General features: G+C 39.9%; 16 protein-coding genes and 1 other annotated feature. Of the genes, 15 read left to right on the forward strand and 1 reads right to left on the reverse strand.

Annotated elements, in window-relative coordinates; translation table 11 throughout:
* Window positions 1-61 precede the first annotated feature (61 nt).
* The 3 genes from LY28_RS11040 (at window position 62) to LY28_RS11050 (ending at window position 3,979) form a co-directional block, all read left to right on the forward strand.
* Window positions 62-1,936 (forward strand): ABC transporter ATP-binding protein, encoded by a 1,875-nt coding sequence (locus LY28_RS11040; protein WP_110462252.1) that lies wholly within the window; start codon window positions 62-64, stop codon window positions 1,934-1,936.
* Between the two features lie 224 nt (window positions 1,937-2,160).
* On the forward strand, window positions 2,161-3,621 hold the full coding sequence (locus tag LY28_RS11045) for a glycosyltransferase family 39 protein (RefSeq protein ID WP_110462253.1): 1,461 nt from the start codon (window positions 2,161-2,163) through the stop codon (window positions 3,619-3,621).
* Window positions 3,605-3,979: a ribosomal maturation YjgA family protein gene (locus LY28_RS11050; protein ID WP_110462254.1), complete on the forward strand. Its 375-nt coding sequence runs from the start codon at window positions 3,605-3,607 to the stop codon at window positions 3,977-3,979. The genes LY28_RS11045 and LY28_RS11050 overlap by 17 nt, the downstream gene beginning before the upstream one ends.
* Window positions 3,980-4,351: 372 nt before the next feature.
* Here LY28_RS11050 and LY28_RS11055 read toward each other — a convergent pair whose 3' ends face one another.
* On the reverse strand, window positions 4,352-5,680 hold the full coding sequence (locus tag LY28_RS11055; RefSeq protein ID WP_110462255.1) for a DUF1015 domain-containing protein: 1,329 nt from the start codon (window positions 5,678-5,680) through the stop codon (window positions 4,352-4,354).
* Between the two features lie 200 nt (window positions 5,681-5,880).
* Between LY28_RS11055 and LY28_RS11060 the strand changes: the two genes are divergently transcribed.
* From LY28_RS11060 to LY28_RS11115, 12 genes are all read left to right on the forward strand, one after another.
* A complete protein-coding gene (locus tag LY28_RS11060) occupies window positions 5,881-6,414 on the forward strand; it encodes a PRC-barrel domain-containing protein (RefSeq protein WP_242981233.1) in 534 nt (177 codons plus the stop codon).
* A gap of 352 nt (window positions 6,415-6,766) precedes the next feature.
* A complete protein-coding gene (locus tag LY28_RS11065; RefSeq protein ID WP_110462256.1) occupies window positions 6,767-6,940 on the forward strand; it encodes a YtxH domain-containing protein in 174 nt (57 codons plus the stop codon).
* Window positions 6,941-7,073: 133 nt separating this feature from the next.
* Entirely contained in the window at window positions 7,074-8,123 is a 1,050-nt protein-coding gene (locus LY28_RS11070; RefSeq protein ID WP_110462257.1) for an AI-2E family transporter, read from the forward strand.
* A 123-nt stretch (window positions 8,124-8,246) separates the two neighbouring features.
* Window positions 8,247-8,633, forward strand: a complete 387-nt coding sequence (locus LY28_RS11075; protein ID WP_110462258.1) for a hypothetical protein — start codon at window positions 8,247-8,249, stop codon at window positions 8,631-8,633.
* Between the two features lie 86 nt (window positions 8,634-8,719).
* Window positions 8,720-9,062: a binding site (T-box leader), on the forward strand.
* A 112-nt stretch (window positions 9,063-9,174) separates the two neighbouring features.
* The gene (locus LY28_RS11080; RefSeq protein WP_110462259.1) at window positions 9,175-9,420 is read left to right on the forward strand and encodes a hypothetical protein; all 246 of its coding nucleotides are present in this window, start codon (window positions 9,175-9,177) and stop codon (window positions 9,418-9,420) included.
* Window positions 9,421-9,494: 74 nt separating this feature from the next.
* Window positions 9,495-12,152 (forward strand): valine--tRNA ligase, encoded by a 2,658-nt coding sequence (locus LY28_RS11085; protein WP_110462260.1) that lies wholly within the window; start codon window positions 9,495-9,497, stop codon window positions 12,150-12,152.
* Window positions 12,153-12,492: 340 nt separating this feature from the next.
* Window positions 12,493-13,818: an aminotransferase class V-fold PLP-dependent enzyme gene (locus tag LY28_RS11090; protein ID WP_242981237.1), complete on the forward strand. Its 1,326-nt coding sequence runs from the start codon at window positions 12,493-12,495 to the stop codon at window positions 13,816-13,818.
* 146 nt (window positions 13,819-13,964) lie between these two features.
* Complete coding sequence (locus tag LY28_RS11095; protein ID WP_110462262.1) at window positions 13,965-15,881, forward strand: NAD(+) synthase; 1,917 nt, start codon at window positions 13,965-13,967, stop codon at window positions 15,879-15,881.
* Window positions 15,882-16,009: 128 nt separating this feature from the next.
* The gene (locus tag LY28_RS11100) at window positions 16,010-16,108 is read left to right on the forward strand and encodes a transcriptional regulator (protein WP_110462263.1); all 99 of its coding nucleotides are present in this window, start codon (window positions 16,010-16,012) and stop codon (window positions 16,106-16,108) included.
* Window positions 16,109-16,520: 412 nt separating this feature from the next.
* Window positions 16,521-17,318, forward strand: coding sequence for a diadenylate cyclase CdaA (gene cdaA / locus LY28_RS11105; protein WP_110462289.1), 798 nt, complete (start codon window positions 16,521-16,523; stop codon window positions 17,316-17,318).
* Window positions 17,315-18,529 carry a CdaR family protein gene (locus LY28_RS11110; protein WP_110462264.1) on the forward strand — a complete coding sequence of 405 codons (1,215 nt, stop codon included), beginning with the start codon at window positions 17,315-17,317 and terminating at the stop codon, window positions 18,527-18,529. The genes cdaA and LY28_RS11110 overlap by 4 nt, the downstream gene beginning before the upstream one ends.
* Complete coding sequence (locus tag LY28_RS11115) at window positions 18,530-20,116, forward strand: NAD(P)/FAD-dependent oxidoreductase (RefSeq protein WP_110462265.1); 1,587 nt, start codon at window positions 18,530-18,532, stop codon at window positions 20,114-20,116. It begins immediately after the preceding gene.
* Window positions 20,117-20,198 lie beyond the last annotated feature (82 nt).

A 20,198-nucleotide genomic window follows, 5' to 3' on the forward strand; every position in this document is an offset into this window, starting at 1 on the left:
AAGTGTACCGCCACGATAGCTACACCAATTTATTATGCCGAAAGTTGGCGTGGAGGTTAGCATGAGCAAACATTCAGATAATACGCAGTCTAAAAACAGGAGAAGGCATATGCCCGGAATGGGCGGCGGTCCGATAGGCATGAAGAATAATGAAAAGGCAAAAAATTTCAAGGAAACAATGAAAAGACTTCTTGCCTATATGAAGCCGTATATGCCGATGATTATTATTGCTTTGATGCTTGCAATCGGCAGTGCTGCCTTTTCGATTGCAGGTCCTAAGGTTCTTGGCAATGCAGTTACAAAAATATTTGAGGGCCTTGTGGCAAAGGTTGGCGGAACAGGCACCGGCATAGACTTTGGGTATATAGGAAGCAGACTGTTAATCCTTGCAGGACTATATGCAGCAAGCTCACTGTTTTCATTTGTTCAGGGGTATATGATGGCAGGCGTGTCGCAAAAGGTCTCCTACAACCTGAGAAAGGAAATCTCTGAGAAAATAAATCGGATGCCGCTAAAATATTTTGACAAAAATACACACGGAGAGGTTTTATCAAGGGTTACAAATGATGTGGATACAGTCAGCCAAACATTGAATCAAAGCTTGTCCCAGATTATAACATCTGTAACTATGCTTATAGGTATATTGATAATGATGCTTACTATAAGCTGGCTGATGACGCTGGCATCTGTATTAATTCTTCCGTTGTCTGTTATATTTATATCCTTAATAGTAAAAAAGTCACAGAAATATTTTAAATCCCAGCAGGAATATCTGGGACATGTAAACGGGCATGTGGAGGAAATATTCGGCGGGCACAATATAATGAAGGCTTTTAACGGAGAAAAGAAGGCCCTTGACACATTTGACAAGCTCAATGATACTCTTTACACCTCTGCGTGGAAATCACAGTTTTTATCGGGAATGATGATGCCTATAATTTTCTTTGTGGGTAATCTGGGCTATGTTATGGTTTCAATTCTCGGAGGATGGCTTGCAATTAGGAATACAATAGCAGTTGGAGATATTCTTGCGTTTGTTCAATATGTACGTCAATTCTCCCAGCCTCTGGGTCAGGTTGCACAGGTTGCAAATGTTTTGCAGTCAACTGCTGCAGCGGCGGAGAGGGTATTTGAATTTTTGGGTGAAGAAGAGGAAACCGAGGATATAGAAAAGCCTGTGGGCACAGATAAAATAAAAGGCGGCGTTACATTTGAAAAGGTTCATTTTGGATATAATGCTGAAAATATAATAATAAACAATTTTTCGGCAGATATAAAGCCCGGTCAGAGAGTGGCGATAGTAGGCCCCACAGGTGCGGGAAAGACAACAATGGTAAAATTGCTGATGCGCTTCTATGACTTGAATGACGGAGATATATATGTTGACGGAAGCAAAATATCAGATTTCAGGAGAAACGATCTGCGTGGCTTATTTGGCATGGTGCTTCAGGATACATGGCTTTTTAACGGAACAATCATGGAGAATATACGTTACGGGAAAACGGATGCAACTGATGAAGAGGTTATTAAGGCTGCAAAAGCAGCTCATGCCCATCATTTCATAAAGACGCTGCCTGACGGCTATAATATGGTGCTCAATGAGGAGGCAAGCAATGTATCTCAGGGGCAGAAGCAGCTTCTTACAATAGCCCGTGCTATTTTATCCGACCCTAAGATTCTTATTCTGGATGAAGCGACCAGCTCTGTTGATACCCGTACCGAGGTACTTATTCAAAAGGCTATGGAAAACCTTATGAAAGATAGAACAAGCTTTATAATAGCTCACAGATTATCAACAATCAGGGATGCTGACCTTATATTGGTCATGAAGGACGGAGACATAGAAGAGCAGGGGACACATGAGCAATTGCTGGCAGAGGACGGCTTTTACGCTTCACTGTATAACAGTCAGTTTGAAAATAATGAGGCTTCGTAATATTGTCAGATTAAATGAAATATTACAATTAAACATTATATAGCATTAATCATTATACAAAGGGCCTGCACCTTATGAATTTATTTATGGGGGTAGGCTTTTTTGCGGCAGGAAGCCACCCTATGGTTTTGCTTAACAATTAAATAGATGGATATAATTAATATATGTAAAAAAGCAAGGGAATTAATGATATTAAATAATTTTAAGACTTTTGGAGAGTACCTATGAAGCCTTTGGAGCGAAATTTTACAGCCTTTGTAAACTACTTCTTGAGAATTTTATTTTTTCTTATATTGCTGGGCAGTATTATTATAGCAATTGGAGTCTTGGTAAGGCTATCAAAAACAGAGGTAACCGTTTTATTTCTTTGTGCGTTACTTTTGCTGGCAGTGAGCATGGGGGCGGCATACTTTGTTTACAGGTATTTGAAATATGAGAGAAATTATACGGCTGCAATTGCAGTAATAATAGGTGTTTCTTTAATATTAAGGGTTTGCTGGATTTTATTTTCAGATGTTAAGCCCTTTTCGGATTTCAGCCTGATATATGATTCGGGAGCGAGGTTCGCCGACGGAGAATACTGGGTTTTTAAAGGGACAAGCTATATAGCAAGGTTTCCCCACCTGACAATGTTAACAATATATTCAGGGATATTTCAAAAGGTATTCACAAATGCGCTATTGGGTATTAAACTGGTGAATACTGTATTATCGGTGATAAGTGTTTACATTATTTACTTAATTGGCGGGGAATTGTATAATAACAAGTCTGAAGGAATTTGGTGCGCTTTTGCGGCAAGCCTTTTTCCGCCTTTTATTTTATATAATTCAGTGGTTTGCTCTGAAAATATAGCCATGCCCTTCTTTCTGGGGAGTATATACATTTTTATATTAGTTGTTAACGGAAAAAGGAATCTGACATGGCTTTTTTTCTCAGGAATCCTTTTATCCTTGGGCAATCTGTTCAGAATGGTTGCTTATGTTGTTGCTATAGCATATATTATGTATCTGGCAATATATTGGCAAAAGAAAAAGCTTATAAAGTCATGTGCTATAATATTAATGGCCTTCTTTATTCCTCTATATATTACAAACCTGCTCCTGATGAGCTCAGGCATTACAGAGTATCCGCTGTGGAAGGGCAGAGAGCCTTCTATAACCTCGGTTTTGAAAGGAACTAATATTGATACCTTGGGCATGTGGAACGAGGAAGACAGCAAGGTAGCCGAAAGGTATGATTATAACTACGGAGCAGTAGAGACAGCAGCAAAAGAGATCATTAAAGCAAGATTAACTGATACGCCGTTTTACAAGCTTTTAGCCTTCTATGCAATGAAGTTTGCAGCGCAGTGGTCCTCAGGGGACTTTTCTGCGGTATATTGGTCCACCGGCAGAATTGAAATATTAGGTACAGCTGCCAGCTTCAGTACGCTTGTGTTTTTCTATGCTCAGATATTATTTATAATAATAATTTTATTTGCACTCAGAGGCTTGTTTAACCGCAGGCAATACATGGAAAATAAGGTGATAAACCTGTTTTATATAATTTTTTGCGGATATGGGTTATTTTATTTAATAACTGAGCAGCAGCCAAGATATGGATATATAGTTTCTTGGATATTTATAATATTGATGTTCACTTATACCAAGAGATGTAAAGAGCTTGTCCATGAAGATAAATTTTAAATATATTTGTGCTTTCCTGATTTTGCTTGCAACGGAAATATTTATAGGGCTTTTTGTAAGAGATGCGATTATTCGGCCATACATAGGCGATGCTCTTGTTGTTATATTAATGTATGCTTTTATAAGAGGAATTGTACAGAAAAATATCAGGTTTTTACCTATATATCTGTTTTTCTTTGCCTCAGCTGTTGAATTGACGCAATATTATCATCTTGCAGATGTACTGCATGTACGGAATAACAGGATTATTTCGGCTGTTATAGGCACCTCCTTCGATATAAAGGACATTTTCTGCTATCTGGCTGCAGCTGTAATTTTGTTAATATGGGAGCGGGTGCGGTTTCGGAGAAGTAAATAAATTAATTCTTCAAAAAAGTCATTACCTGTATTCAGGCAATGACTTTTTGAGAAGTTTGTGTATAGGGGTTACCACAAAATTTATTTTTGAATTTAATTGCTCTGCTTTTATAAATATCGACACATTACTATATTTTCTTTAGCACTTTTTTGAGAAAATTACAATAAATATCAAAAAAGTGTATAAAGTAGTAATGCAACGCATAATTTGTAAAATAAACTGATGCTAAATGCTGCGGTATTGGGGAAAATATATTATAAGTGATGAATAATGAAGAAAAAAGGATATAGAAGTAATGCTTAAAATTCTTGTCTTGGGGATAAAAAGGTTCAAATAAAGCTTTTTATCCCCAAGACATTAAAAATTCAGGTATTATCGTATTTTCCTGCACTCAAGGTAGAAGCGCTTTTCTTCTGCTTCACCCATTGAAAAGGTTTTTCTTGGGAGAGCTCCGTCTAAAATAACTGTTTTAAACAAATCGGTTTTATTCATGGGGGGGAGATAGAAGCCCATGTTGCCGGGCTGTGAGCCCAGCTTTTCAACAACGTCATCACCATGAATATAATCAATTTTCACTTCCGGGTGGGATTTCATGTAGCAGTCCAGAAAGACCTGCAGTGTTCCCACCTCTAAATTATTCGCAGGATTATTTATTGTTATACTGCCCTCACCTGCAGCGGTTATATATCTAAAGGTATGGCCGGCAGCCGTTTTTGAACTCTTGCAGGAAGGCACCCCGGAACAGGAGCGGCTGCTGTAGAATTTGCCGAAAGCGTTAATCAGCTCATCAGCATTTACATTAAATAGAACTCTGTGTATCGGTTCAAAAACAAGCCCGTCATCATGCACATTTACCAATTCCACCAGCGCAAATCTGGCGGGATGATTTTGCTGTTCCTCATATGAAAGAGATGCCTTTACATTTTCCCAGTGGCCTTTTGCAGAAGCCAGAGAGTGATTTCCGTCTCCGACAGCAAATAAAAGAATATTTTCATCGCTGCCGAGGCTGTATTTTTCGCGGAATACGTCTTTCTGCGCAAGCCTTGAAAGTGCATTTGCAATTGAGGAGATATCAGCTTCATCCGAGATTTTATAACCCTTTATATGTCCGCCGTCCATCATTAACTCAAAATCATATAATTTTTCAAAGTCCGAGGCTTTTGAAAAAAGTGGCTCAATAACTGTTTTGTCAGGATCATCAATCAGAACCATGATGTGAGGCAGCTCAATAGATGCCTTTTGGCGGATTTTAATTCGCGGAGGCAGACGCTCTATAACAGTACCCTCGGTAGCACGAATTAATGTATTTGATCCCTTTGTATAGTCATAGCATTCTAAGTCAAGGGCCAGCATCAATCCTTTTCTGGACTTTGAGCGGGAGGTTTTTCTGTCAACGAGAATAAAGGAATTCTCAAGCTCGGTGATAACCCTATCCTCCATATATTTCTTCATGTTTTTATTGATTTTGGATATCCTGCTTTCGCTGTCACTGTCCTCCAGATATACCTCCGGGAAAATTATATTGAGAGTTGAAGGCTTGCCGCTTGTAATTTCTTCGACCTTTTTCCAGTAGCTCCGTTCCGAAGTATACTGATCACAGGCCACAACCGACCAGCTTCCGAAATCGCTGCCGCTGCCAGGTATCATAATTTTTGGAATATGTACACCTAAATCAGATAAAGCTTTATTTGAATTACTCATAAACACTCCTCATAATTTGTTTTTTTAGTTGATTTTCATGTAAATAATTGTCTCACAAAGAATAAAAAAGTCAATCGCCGGATTAAAAAATTTATTATTTAAAAAGTGCCAATATTTAATTTTAAATTGTTTGAATTATTTAAATAACTAAAACAAATAATAAGCATATTATGAAAGTGATAAGTGAAATGTGGTGAGATATGGTGATAAAAAAATACAGCAATGTCTTGGGCCTGCCTGTTATTTCCGCAAAGGACGGGGTGAAGATAGGCACCTTGAAGGATGTGGCCTTTTGCAGAGATAATATGGGTGTAGCAGGATTTATTTTAGAAAAGGACAGTCATAATCTGAAAGGAAATGTTGTGCTGTTGGAGGATGTTTTAAGCCTTGGGAATGATGCTCTTATAGTTGATGATGCTGACAGGCTTTTAAAATACAGAAAATTCAGAAAGTTTCCTGAAATGAAGGAAAGAATGCAGCTGCAAGGCTTTAAAATATATACTCATTCAGGTAATGATATTGGGATAGTTCAGGATATACTTTTTGACTACAGAACAGGAAAGGTAGAAGGAGTACAGGTATCCGACGGTTTAGTCCAGGATTTGATGATGGGAAGAAATATACTTCCGTTTATAGGAAGGATTGAAATAGGCAGCGACAATATTCTTGTAGAAAATGAGGCTGTTGAAGAGATGATGAATACAGGCGGAGGACTGAGAAGCCGGTTGAATTAGCAAGCCGTTGGTGATTCAGGGGCCGGTAGATGGTACTGGAAAGCTGATTAACTTATAAGAATAATTTGCATATGGGATTTATAAAGTCAATTACGGTTGAACCCTTCGCGACGATATATCGTCTTTTTAGGTGGACATATCTTTCAAGTATTTATTTGAAGGTTTCAACGGTTTGGGTTTTAGGGGTTTGTACTTAAGGAGGCTTTAGCCTCAAACCCAAACTATCGCCCGATAGAATCGGTTTTTAGCCGATAGTAATTGACTATGTAAATTTATTCGCCGTATGGAGATAATATTTATATGGTAACAGAAGGATTAATTAAAAAATTGACCGGTTTGGGAGGTGATTAGAATGAAATTTGCAAAAGGAATGCTTATCGGGGGATTAATCGGGGCATCCATAAGTGTACTGACAAATCCTGAAATAGTTGATCCACGCATGAGAAAGAGACTTATCAGGTCAGGTAAAAAAATAGTTCGCAGGTCAGGTAATGTATTTGATGACATGGTTCACATGTTCAGATAAGTTAGGATATGAATCTGCTTACGGCTAAAAACAGGTTTTTGCAAAACAGGATTGGTTTTTAATCCTTGTTTTGCAATACCTTAGGCCTTCTTAACACAGTTTGCTTTACTAGATTTCTAGGCGGGAGGGTAATATGAGTAATGCAAAAAAGACCATATTTTACATAGCTCTTTCATTTCTGGTTACAGGAGCCGCTGTATTCATATACTTCTTCAATGACAAAATACTCAAGGTATTATCCCCCGTATTAATAGCAATTGTGATTGCCTATATAATTTATCCCCTTGTTGTTAAATTTGAAAGAAAGGGTTTAAAAAGAAGCGTTTCAATAATATTAATATACACCTTCATTGCATTGGTGCTGGTATTTTTCTCAATATATATTATGCCTTATGTGCTGAATAATGCGAAGGAGCTTTTTAATACATTACCCAGTATAACAAGCAAATATCAGGAGCTTTTCAATTCTTTCATATCAAAAATAAAGACAAGCAAATGGCCGCCGGAAATAAAGAAGCTTATTTTTGGTGAAATAGATAATGCAACTGTAATACTGCAGCATTTTTTTTCACAGACCATGAAAAAATCCCTCGGGGTGGTTGCCTCATCAATTGCCATACTGGTGAACACAGTGCTGTCAATGATAATCGCATATTATTTTTTAAAGGATATTGAAGGGATAAAAAGGTCCGCTCTCATGATTGCGCCCAAGAGAATGCGTAATGATCTCGTGAATATAGGCAGGGAACTGAACGGAATAGTTACACATTTCATACAGGGGCAATTGCTTACCGCATGTATTGTTGGGATTTTAGAAACCGTAGGCCTGTATTTTGTACATGTTAAGTATCCTTTCATTTTAGGGGTAATAGGCGGTATTGCCAATATTATACCCTATTTCGGGCCGTTTCTGGGAGCTGTTCCGGCTGTGGCGATAGCTTTGCTGGACTCACCCGGCAAAGCATTTTTTACAATTTTGGTGTTTATAATAGTTCAGCAGATTGACAATGCCTTTATTTCCCCCAAGATAATTGAGGGCAAGCTTGGCCTGCATCCCATAACTACAATTGTCGCGGTGCTGATAGGAGGAGAGTTTTTCGGAATAATCGGTATGCTGATTGGAGTGCCGGTTACAGCGATGCTTAAGGTTATAATAAAAAAAATGATTGACATGGTTGTGTAAAAATATATTGATTAAAAATATGTAAACCTTTATCATATTGTTGTAAGCAAATAAATTATTGTATATGCATTTATAAGGTTGGCGGCATGCCCCTTGCATTGTTTGTAAACGGAGGGAAAAACAGTGAAACTTAAACAAAAGCACAGGAATATTATAGTACTTTCAATAGCAGCAATCTTTATAATTTATGGACTTTTAAATATGAGATTCCATTTTAATGTAAGCACTGAAACAGAGAACAATGTGACATGGATATTGACAATAGCTGCGATTGCACTGCTGTTCAGCGGCAGAAAGCCAAAAATGAATAATGCGGAGGGCAACGGCTCGGAGGATAATTCTGCCGGAAATAAGAATATTGAGGCGGGAAGCTTAGAAGAGGCTGGTACAAAAGCCGGTGCTGAGGAAAAAACCGTTGCTGCCGGAAGCAATACTGTTGAGGCGTTAAGCTTGGAGGAGACAGCTGCTGATACAGCGGCCCGGGAAAAACAGGATGAAAGCTCAGATTAGAAGAGAATTTTAAAAAAAAGTTCCGCTTGACAGAAAAGCACATATTTTATATCATTATTTTTAAGTATTTAATTTTATTATATTTTATAATGGCGATGAACAAGAGGAGTAGACAGCTGATTTTCAAAAGAGAGGAGCCGAATGGTGAAAGGCTCTGAAATTGACGCTGTTGAAGGTAGCTTGGGAGCTCCGCACTGAAAATTGTATAGCTTTGTTTTTTCTGCTTTAAGTAATGCCGGAGTGTTAAAGCCCTGAGGTATATATTGGCGGGTGAGCAAATGCGAAATACTATAAGTAGGAGGCGGCGGATTGCGAACGTTAATCGTTTTGAGATTTATTGGTGATTTTTTGCAGCTGATTGAAAGCAGGATTTTTAAAGGTTATCAATGAAATTTTGGTGGTACCGCGAATATAGCTTTCGTCCAAATATTGGATGAGAGCTTTTTTTGATACTAAAAATATTTTATTGAAGCTTTGAATTTGTAATTAAAGCATGTATTTGGGGTTTATATCATACGGAAGGGACGGAGGGAGGATCGGAATGAAAACAATAGATATAATTGCTCTGGCAATAATAGCTGTGGGATTTGCGGCAGTATTGCTATCAAGAGCTGTAGTGAAAAAATTTGATTTGGTGCAGAGGCAGCATTGCAAGTATGCGGAGGAATTGTCCGAGGAAGAGCTGAACGAGTATAAGCTGAATAAGGCTATGTTTAATATTAAGATAACCGGGATTATTATTACAGTGCCAGGTTTGATATTGCTGCTTGTTTCAAGCAGATTCTGAGTAGAAGCGGCAGGGCATGAAGAATAATGCTGAAAGCAGAATAAGGAATTAATATAAAATTGGAGGGCACGAATATGGACGAACAGCAAAACATTGCAAAACAATATGATCCCGGTCAGGTTGAGGATAAACTTTACAAAAAATGGATGGAAGAGGGATATTTTCATGCGGTTCCTGACAGCAGTAAAAAACCCTATACGATTGTAATGCCGCCGCCTAATATAACCGGACAGCTTCATATGGGGCATGCACTGGACAATACACTGCAGGATATTCTAACCAGAACAAAGAGGATGCAGGGCTACAGCGCATTGTGGCTTCCGGGAACAGACCATGCCAGTATTGCCACAGAAGCCAAAATAGTTGATGCTATGGCAAAAGAAGGTATTACAAAGGGCATGATAGGCCGTGAGAAATTTTTGGAAAGAGCGTGGGAATGGAGAAAGGTTTACGGCGGCAGAATAGCGGAGCAGCTCAAAAAGCTGGGTAGCTCCTGTGACTGGGAAAGAGAACGCTTTACAATGGATGAAGGCTTGTCAAAGGCAGTTCAGGAGGTGTTCCTGAAGCTGTATGATAAAGGGCTTATTTATAAAGGAGAGAGAATAACAAACTGGTGTCCTAAGTGCAATACCTCCATTTCCGATATAGAGGTTGAATACGAGGAGCAGGCAGGGCATTTCTGGCATATAAAATATCCCGTTAAGGACAGTGACGAGTTTGTAATAATAGCCACAACACGTCCGGAAACACTATTGGGAGATACGGCTGTTGCGGTTAATCCCGAGGATGAAAGATACGCTCATCTGGTTGGGAAAACTCTGGTGCTTCCGCTTGTAAACAAGGAAATACCTGTTATAGCCGATTCTTACGTTGATAAGGAATTTGGCACCGGCTGCGTTAAAATTACACCCGCACATGACCCCAACGACTTTGAGGTTGGACTTAGGCATGATTTGCCTGTGGTAAGAATTATGGATGACAACGCAATAATGAATGATAACGCAGGCCAATATAAAGGTCTTGACAGATATGAAGCCCGGAGAAAAATGGTAGAGGAGCTTGATAAGCTTGGTCTGCTGGTAAAAATAGAAAATCACAGTCACAATGTTGGTACCTGCCAGAGATGCAGAACAGTTATCGAGCCGTTTATCTCAAAGCAGTGGTATGTCCGCATGAAGCCGTTGGCAGAGCCTGCAATAGAAGCCGTAAGAAGCGGAAATACTAAATTTGTGCCGGAAAGATTCTCAAAAATATATTATAACTGGATGGAAAATATTCAGGATTGGTGTATTTCAAGACAGCTTTGGTGGGGACACAGAATCCCGGCATATTACTGCCAGCAGTGCGGTAATATGATGGTACAGGGAGAGGCTCCGGATAAGTGCTCAAAGTGCGGAAGCACAAAAACAGAGCAGGACCCGGATACGCTTGATACATGGTTCAGCTCGGCACTTTGGCCTTTTTCAACTCTGGGCTGGCCTGAGAAAACAGAGGATCTGCAATATTACTATCCTACGGATGTTCTTGTAACAGGCTACGATATAATATTTTTCTGGGTTGCCAGAATGATATTCTCCGGTGTTGAGCATATGAAGGAGACTCCGTTTAAGTATGTATTTATTCATGGTATTGTCAGGGACCCGCAGGGAAGGAAAATGAGCAAATCCCTCGGAAACGGAATTGATCCTCTGGAGGTAATTGCCAGGTACGGTACTGATGCGCTTAGATTTGCATTAGTTATAGGCAATTCGCCAGGCAATGATTTAAGATTCTCAGACGAGAAGGTTGAAGCTGCCAGAAATTTTGCAAACAAGGTTTGGAATGCTTCCAGATTTGTTCTGATGAATTTTGATGAGAGGCTTGATTTCGGCAAGGTTGATAAGAATAAGCTTACAGCTGCCGACAAATGGGTAATGTCAAGAATAAACACAGTGACAAAAGAGGTTACTGAAAATATTGATAAATTCGAGCTGGGTCTTGGGCTTCAGAAGATATACGACTTTATTTGGGAGGAATTCTGCGACTGGTATATTGAAATGGTTAAGCCAAGGCTTTATGACAGGGAAAGTGAAGGAAGACTCGAGGCTCAGTATGTTCTGAATTTTGTTCTGGGAAATGCAATGAAGCTGCTGCATCCTTATATGCCGTTTGTTACGGAGGAAATATACACCCACCTTATAAATGACGGAAAAAGCATAATGATTTCGGAATGGCCTGAATATAGTGAGGAACTGAACTTTGCTGCAGATGAAGCAAAGATGAAAACGATAATGGATGCAATCAGGAGTATCAGAAACATTCGTGCCGAAATGAATGTTCCGCCTGCAAAACGTGCAAAGGTTATATTTGTGGCGGCAGGAGAGGAAGACAAAGCAACCTTGGCAGCCGGAGAGGCTTTCTTCCAGAGGCTTGCAGGGGCTTCCGGAACAGTTGTGCAATCCGGCAAGGAGGGCATTCCGGCAGATGCCGTAGGTACTGTTATTGCCGGAGTTGAAATATTTATTCCTCTTGATGAGCTGATTGATTTTGAAAAGGAAATTGAAAGACTGGCAAAAGAGAAGGCAAACCTTGAAGGAGAGCTGAAAAGAGTGAACGGTAAGCTGAACAACGAAGGCTTTGTATCAAAGGCTCCGGTAAAGGTTATTGAAGAGGAAAAGGCAAAAAGGGAAAAATATCAGGATATGTACGGCAAGGTTGTTGAAAGATTGGAAGGTCTGAAGGGTAAGGCTTAAACTGATAACATTTGTAAATAAACTCCCTGATACAGTAGCATATTAACTTCTGCAAAATATAATATTAGTGGAGTCAATTATATTTAAAAGCCGTAGCCTATGGAAGATTGACTATATGGGCTTCAGCCTCAGGCCCAAATTATCGGCTTTAGCTGTTAGTAATTGACTCCACGAACTCTTTAGCAGGTTTTTGTGCCGGAATTTCGGTGTGAGGGGGGGTTATATGTTCAACAGCTTTTTTAATAATCAGTTTATTTTTAATTCCAATCGGTCGGGAAGGAATTTTAATCAGCCGGCGGCCAGCTGTTACCAATGCGGGGTCAAGAATAAGTACAGGGATATGGTAGTGGGAGTAAACGCAAAGGTTCCTCTTGATGACGGGACATATATAACGGGGGTTAATTTCGATAATGCCGCTACCACTCCGCCCTTCTATTCAGTGGAAAAGGAAGTAAGAGATTTTTTGCCGTGGTATTCCTCGATACATAGAGGCCGCGGCTATAAATCAATGCTGTCCACAGAAGCCTTTGAGGCGGGAAGAGATATAATCAAACGCTTTGTGAACGCCGACAGCAAACGGGATGTTGTAATCTATACAAAGAATACCACGGATTCAATAAATATGCTTGCGTCTGTATTGAGCCAGAATAAGGATGGCAGGGATGTGGTGCTGTCTACATGGATGGAGCATGCTTCGAATGATTTACCGTGGAGAGATAAGTTTTTTGTTGATTATGTGGGGGTTGATAAATTCGGAAGACTTTCATTGGAGGATTTTGAAGCAAAACTCAAAAAATATAAAGACAGGATTAGGCTGGTTTCTGTAACAGGGGCGTCAAATGTGACAGGGTATATCAATGATATACACAAAATGGCTGTAATGGCACATGGAAGCGGAGCGCAAATTCATGTTGACGGAGCGCAGCTGGTTCCTCATATGGCTGTGGATATGCAGGATTTTGAGAGCGCTGCTCATATTGATTATCTGTCCTTCTCCGCGCACAAAATGTATGCCCCATATGGAAGCGGTGTGCTTATCGGCCCCGGAGCTGTGTTTGAAAACTGCCTTCCTTACAGTCAGGGCGGAAGTATAATAAAGCTTGTAACACATGAACGGATATGGTGGGAGGAGCCTCCGCAAAAAAATGAAGCAGGCTCACCTAATCTTATAGGAACAGTAGCAATGGTATCGGCAATAAAAACTTTGTCAAAGCTAGGTATGGACAATGCTTTCAGCCAAGAGAAAAGCCTTCTTGAATATGCTTACAACAAAATGAAAAGCATACCGGATATTAAGTTTTACGGTCATCCCGGAAAGCAGGAAATGATTGGTGTCATACCCTTTAATATGGAGGGTGTGCATCATTCTCTTATGTCTGCTATTTTATCCTATGAAGCAGGTATTGCAGTAAGAAACGGCTATTTCTGCTCCCATCCCTATTGTGAGAAGCTTCTGGGCTATTCTCCGAAGGAAATGGAGGAGCTTATGAACGATCCTGATTCATTATTTCCCGGAATTGTAAGAATAAGCTTCGGATTGTATAATGATTATGGGGAAATTGACAGGCTGGTATATATATTAAACAGGATAGCGGTAAATAAAAAATATTATATAGATAAGTATAACGGTTCCAGAGGACGGTATAACATTAAAAATGAAGTTTAAAAGATATTTTTACTATATACAACAAAAACATAAATATGTTACACTAAATTAAGTAAATTAAAAACTATAAATATATGATTATTAATATATAATTTCAGAAAGAATAGCTTATTTGCTAAGGATAAAAAATATAATCAGGTGATTAAATGAATTTTGGATTTATTAGAGTTGCAGCTGCCATACCAAGGCTAAAGGTTGCAAACTGTCAATATAATACTGCTGAAATAATTGAAACTGCCAAGCAAGCTCATTTGCAAGGAGCGCAGATAGTTGCTTTTCCGGAATTGGCCATAACGTCGTATACCTGCGGTGATCTTTTTTTACAGAGGGCTTTACAAAATGAAGCACTTATCGGATTAAAAACAATTCTGGAGCAAACCCGTACATTGGAGTGCATTATCATAGCGGGTATGCCGCTTCTTATAAACAGCAGGCTGTATAATTGCGCAGCCGTTATAAAAGCCGGCATTATTCTTGGCGTGGTTCCAAAGAGCTTTATACCAAATTACAGCGAGTTTTATGAGGCAAGATGGTTTTGCTCGGGAATTGACAAGCAGAATGAAACAATAAAAATATTGGGTCAGACTGTTCCCTTCGGAACAGATTTGTTATTTGAAGCAGAAAATATAAGCGGCTTATGCTTTGGAATAGAAATATGCGAGGATCTCTGGACAGCAATACCGCCGAGCAGCTATCAGGCATTAAATGGTGCAACGCTGCTGTTTAACCTGTCTGCCAGTAATGAAATCGTAGGAAAGCATGAATACAGGGAAAGCATGATAAGAATGCAGTCCGCCAAATGTGCCGCGGCATATGTATACACCTCGTCGGGAGCCAATGAGTCAACCACTGACCTTGTGTTCGGAGGACATGCCCTGATATGTGAATATGGCTCGCTTTTGGTTGAATCAGAGAGATTTTCCTTCGGTGAGCAATTGATTGCTTGTGATGTTGATATAGAGAGAATGGTAAGCGAAAGATTGAAGAATTCTTCTTTTACACAGAGGACAACAGACTGTAAGTTCAGGAAGGTTGCTTTTATTCTGGAGGAGCCTAAGACGGACAGAATCCAGAGGCATATTGATGCCCATCCGTTTGTACCCTCAGACCTGAGCGTAAGGAATAAGCGATGTAATGAGATATTCAGCATACAGACCTCAGGACTTGGGAAAAGACTGAAGCATACAGGAATAGAAAAATGTGTAATCGGGATTTCAGGGGGACTTGATTCCACTCTGGCTCTGCTGGTTATTGCAAAGACATATGACAGGCTTGGACTTGACAGAAAAAATATTCATGCCATAACAATGCCGGGCTTTGGTACTTCTGATAATACGCTGAATAATTCACTTGAGCTGATGAGGCTTATGGAGGTTACAACATATCAGATAGATATAAAAGAAGCATGTATGAAGCATTTTGAGGATATAGGCCATGACCCCTCCGTATATGATGTGACCTATGAGAATGTTCAGGCTCGGGAAAGAACACAGATACTTATGGACATTGCAAATAAAATAGGCGGACTTGTTATCGGAACAGGAGACCTTTCTGAGCTTGCCCTTGGCTGGTGCACCTATAATGGAGACCATATGTCCATGTATGCGGTTAATTCGGGAGTGCCGAAAACACTTGTGAAGTATTTGGTTCAGTGGGCTGCTGACTACGTATTTCAGGATGAAACCAGCAAGGTGCTTTTAAGTATCCTTGATACTCCCATAAGTCCGGAATTGCTGCCTACTGATGATGCAGGACAAATAAGGCAGAAAACAGAGGATATTGTGGGACCATATGAGCTGCATGATTTCTTTCTGTATCATTTTGTCAGGTATGGTGCGCAGCCTTCAAAAATATCAGCAATGGCAAAGCAGGCTTTTGAAGGGAAATACTCCGGCGAAGCTGTCGAAAGCTGGCTGAAAGCATTTCTAAGGAGATTCTTCAGCCAGCAGTTTAAGCGTTCGTGCTTGCCTGACGGGCCAAAGGTCGGCTCTATAAGCCTTTCGCCCAGAGGAGACTGGAGAATGCCAAGTGACGGAGATGTAAGCGCATGGCTCAATATCTGAAAATTTGTACTGAAACTGGGTGTGGAGTTTAGCCTGTAGGAAATAAGATGCAGTTGCAGTAATAGCTGGCGTACTGCCAGATTGCTTTACTATAAATTATATGCCCAAACCGGGCTTGGAGGTTAATAATGCATAAAAAATGGGTTAAATATGTGGCAATTATATTGGCTGTGGTACTTATAGGAACAACACTGGGGTCGGTTGGACTCTCGCTGTTTTGGAACTGACCGGAGCTTGTTTTTTGAGAGGCTTTAGCCTAAACCCAAACTATAGTACGATTGATTGAGAAGATGTAATTGACTTTTATAAGTTTTGTTCTAAAAATAAGTTTTTGATTGCAGTAAAATTAGTTATTTTTACCCATTTAACGTATAGCATTTTTATATTAAAATAAATGTGTATAATTATGTTACCTTCATCAAGTCAATTGCGGTTATCCCAACGATTGATTTTGTGAAAGTATTTTGTAGGCTTTGCCTCCAACCCAAACTAATAAATTAAGCAATACTGTCGGTTTAAGCCGGTGGTAATTTGACTCAGAGCAAGGGTGTGAATTATTTGTTTGACACGCTGATACAGAATTTTCAAAATATAATAAATTTTATATCTATATATATTCCTATTAATGATCCTCTTGAAATGTTGAAATCATTCATTGATATAAGCATTGTTTCTTATATTATTTTTAAGTTAATACAGCTTGGAAAAGAAACAAGGGCATGGCAATTGGTTAAAGGCATAGTTGTTATATTTGTTATTGCAATGCTCAGTGAATGGCTGCAGCTCAGGACGCTGGCTTTTATACTGAATAAAACCATTGAACTGGCAGGTTTCGCGGTTGTTGTTTTGTTTCAGCCTGAGTTAAGAAGAGGGCTGGAGCAGTTGGGAAGAAGCAGCAATATAAGAGACCTTTTTAATTTTGATGAAAACGATGATGTCATAAATACAACATATACCATCGAAGAGATTGTCAGAGCCGCCACAGAGCTGTCTAAGACAAAAACAGGCGCGCTTATAGTTGTTGAGCGGGAAACAAAGCTGGGAGAGATTATAAATACCGGTACAACTCTGGATTCAAGTATAAGTGCCGAATTGATAATTAATATTTTCACACCGAATACGCCTCTTCACGACGGAGCCTTAATAGTAAGGGATAATAAGCTTAAATCAGCTGCCTGTTTTTTGCCTCTCACCGACAATCCTAATCTGAGCAAAGAGCTTGGTACAAGGCACAGAGCTGCTTTGGGAATTACAGAGGTATCAGATTGCATTTCTGTTGTAGTATCCGAGGAAACAGGGAAAATATCCTATGCTCTTAACGGAGGCTTATCAAGAAATCTTACACCGGATACCTTGAGAAAAGCCTTGAACAAAAATTTATTGGAGAAGAAATCTGTAAATAAGAAGTTATCTCTTTGGAAGGGGAAATCAAAGTGAAGGAATACTTGAAAAAGGATTTGACATACAAAATACTTTCAATAGTCTTTGCAGTATTGCTTTGGTTTGCTGTAAATCCTGTTAAGACGGGTTATTATACAGTCCCTATAAATGTAATAAACGAGGAAAGTCTTAAAACATATGGACTGGTCTTAAATACCAATACTTTTTCAAAATATGCAACAGTTATGGTGCGTGAAAGAGCAGATATACTGGATGCCATTAAGGATGAAGACTTTGAGGTGACTCTTGATTTATCAAAGGTAAAAACTGTTGAGGACAGAGTCGTCGCCTTAAATGCTCCTGTTTATATGGGAAGAGAAAATCTCAGTGAAAACAGCATTGATATAAAGGTTAAAACGGTGGAGCTGGATTTAGGAAAGATAGAAGAGAACCCGTTTGTTGTTCAGGTCGAGACAAGCGGTGAATTGGCGAGCGGATATGAAATTATATCCAAAAAGGCAGATCCTGATACGGTAAAAATCGAAGCCTTGGATTCTGTCATTGCAAATGTGGGTTCAGTAAAGACGTATATAGATATTTCAGGATTAGACCGGGATTTGCAAATTCAGAAAAAGTGCAGGGTATATAATAAAAATGGTGAGGAAATGCCCGAGTTAAGCAAAGACCTTAGTGTTACTGTAAGCATTGAAATCGGAAAAAGAGTGCCGGTTGTACCTATTACGGAAGGCGAACCAAATAAGGACTTTGTGGAAGGAACAAGCACAGTAAATCCTGAAAGCATATTATTAACCGAAATAGATGGAAAAGCAGACACCTTATCACAAGTAAATGAGGTATCTACTGTTCCCATAAGCTTGGAAAATGCAACTCAGACCTTTACAAAACAGGCTCTCTTGCAAGTGCCTGACGGAGTAAAGCTTGTAGGGTCCTCCCGTGAGGTAAGCGTTACGGTAGAAATAATACCACTGGTAGAGCAGTCTTTGTTGATTCCTTCAAAAAATATTACTATAATAGGAAAGGCAGATGACAGCTCTTTGAATTATGAGCTTGCAGAGTCTGTCACCGTTAAACTAAAAGGCAAGACTGAGGATTTAAGTAAGGTCAAGGTTACTGACTTGATTCCAAGTATTGATGTTGAAGGTTTGGAAGAAGGCACGCATGATGTTGCACTTGCGGTAATATTGCCAAACGGCGTCACTCAGGTGGAAAAGGTGTCAGTTTCGGTTAAAATATCAAAGGCGGAATAAATGAAGCTTCTATTATCAAATATAATAACAGGTCTGGATGACGGACAAAAAGAGTTAGAAAAGCTGGCTGTACAAAAGCTTAAAATAAAACTCAACAATATAAAAAATTTAAAAATAGTAAAGCAATCAGTGGATGCCAGAAAAAAGCCTGGCATTCGTTTTGTTTATTCTATTTCCTGTGAAATAAATGATGGTATCCATATATCCGATAATCCAGACATAAGAATTTTAAAGCATGTGGAGGAAGAACCCTTAAACCCCGGTGACAGGCAGATAACAGGCAGACCTCTTATAATCGGCACAGGTCCGTCGGGCATTTTTTGCGGGCTGATTCTGGCACAGAATGGCTATAAGCCTGTTATAATAGATAGAGGCAGCAAGGTAGAAGAGAGAACGAGGAAGGTTGAGCATTACTGGAAATGCGGAGAGCTGGATATCAATACAAATGTTCAGTTCGGTGAGGGCGGAGCGGGAACCTTTTCCGACGGCAAGCTTACCACCAGAATAAATGACTCAAGGTGTGACAAGGTTTTACAGGAATATCACAGGTTCGGTGCGCCAGATGAAATTTTGTACAGGTCAAAGCCTCATATCGGAACAGATATTCTCAAAAGAGTTGTTGCAAATATGAGAATGGAGATTGAGAGGCTTGGCGGAACTGTTCTGTTTGATACAAAGGCGATTGATATTAATATAAGTGACGGAAAGCTTTGCGGGGTTTTGACCGACACGCATTCAAATATTGACACAAACGTAGTTGTGGCAGCTATTGGACATAGTGCCAGAGATACCTTTGAAATGCTGTACAACAGAGGAGTACCCTTTCAGCAAAAGCCCTTTTCCATCGGTGTAAGGATTGAGCATCCTCAAAGCCTTATTAATACTGCACAGTATGGGGAAGCCAGCGGGCATCCTGCACTTGGAGCCGCGGATTATCAGCTGTTTCACAAGCAGAGCAATCGTACCGCATACTCGTTTTGTATGTGTCCCGGCGGCTTGGTTGTAGCGTCTGCCTCTGAGCAAAATTCAATAGTTACTAATGGTATGAGTGAATACAAAAGAGACAGGGAAAATGCAAACAGTGCTCTTGTAGTTTCTGTAGGCCCGTCTGATTTTGGCACTTCACATCCTCTGGCAGGTATTGAATTCCAGAGGATATGGGAAAGATTGGCCTATAAGGCGGGCGGAAGCAGTAACCATGCTCCTGTGCAAAGGCTTGAGGACTTTATGGATAACAGGGCCGGAGGGCTTGGCAGCGTGAAACCCGGCTACACAGGGAAGACCCGGTGTGCAGATATCAATGAATGCCTGCCTAAATATGTAACGGACAGTATGAAGGAGGCTATGGCATATTTTGATAAAAGGATTAAAGGCTTTGGAATGAAGGATGCGCTGCTGACGGGGGTAGAAACCAGAACCTCATCACCGGTGAGAATTCCAAGAAACGATACCTTTGAGTGCATAGGAATGGCAGGCCTTTATCCTGCCGGAGAGGGTGCCGGATATGCCGGAGGAATAGTGAGTGCGGCAGTGGACGGTATAAAAATAGCACAGCAGATTATTAAAACATATGCTGTGCCAAGGTAATCAACTGCTTTGCCGGAATATATTACAGCTGCGGCAGTTGATGGAAAGCATCGGGTAGATAAATTTATATTTTATTGCCGGA

This window comes from Ruminiclostridium sufflavum DSM 19573 (genome assembly GCF_003208175.1).
Taxonomy (GTDB): Bacteria; Bacillota; Clostridia; order Acetivibrionales; family DSM-1351; genus Ruminiclostridium; species Ruminiclostridium sufflavum.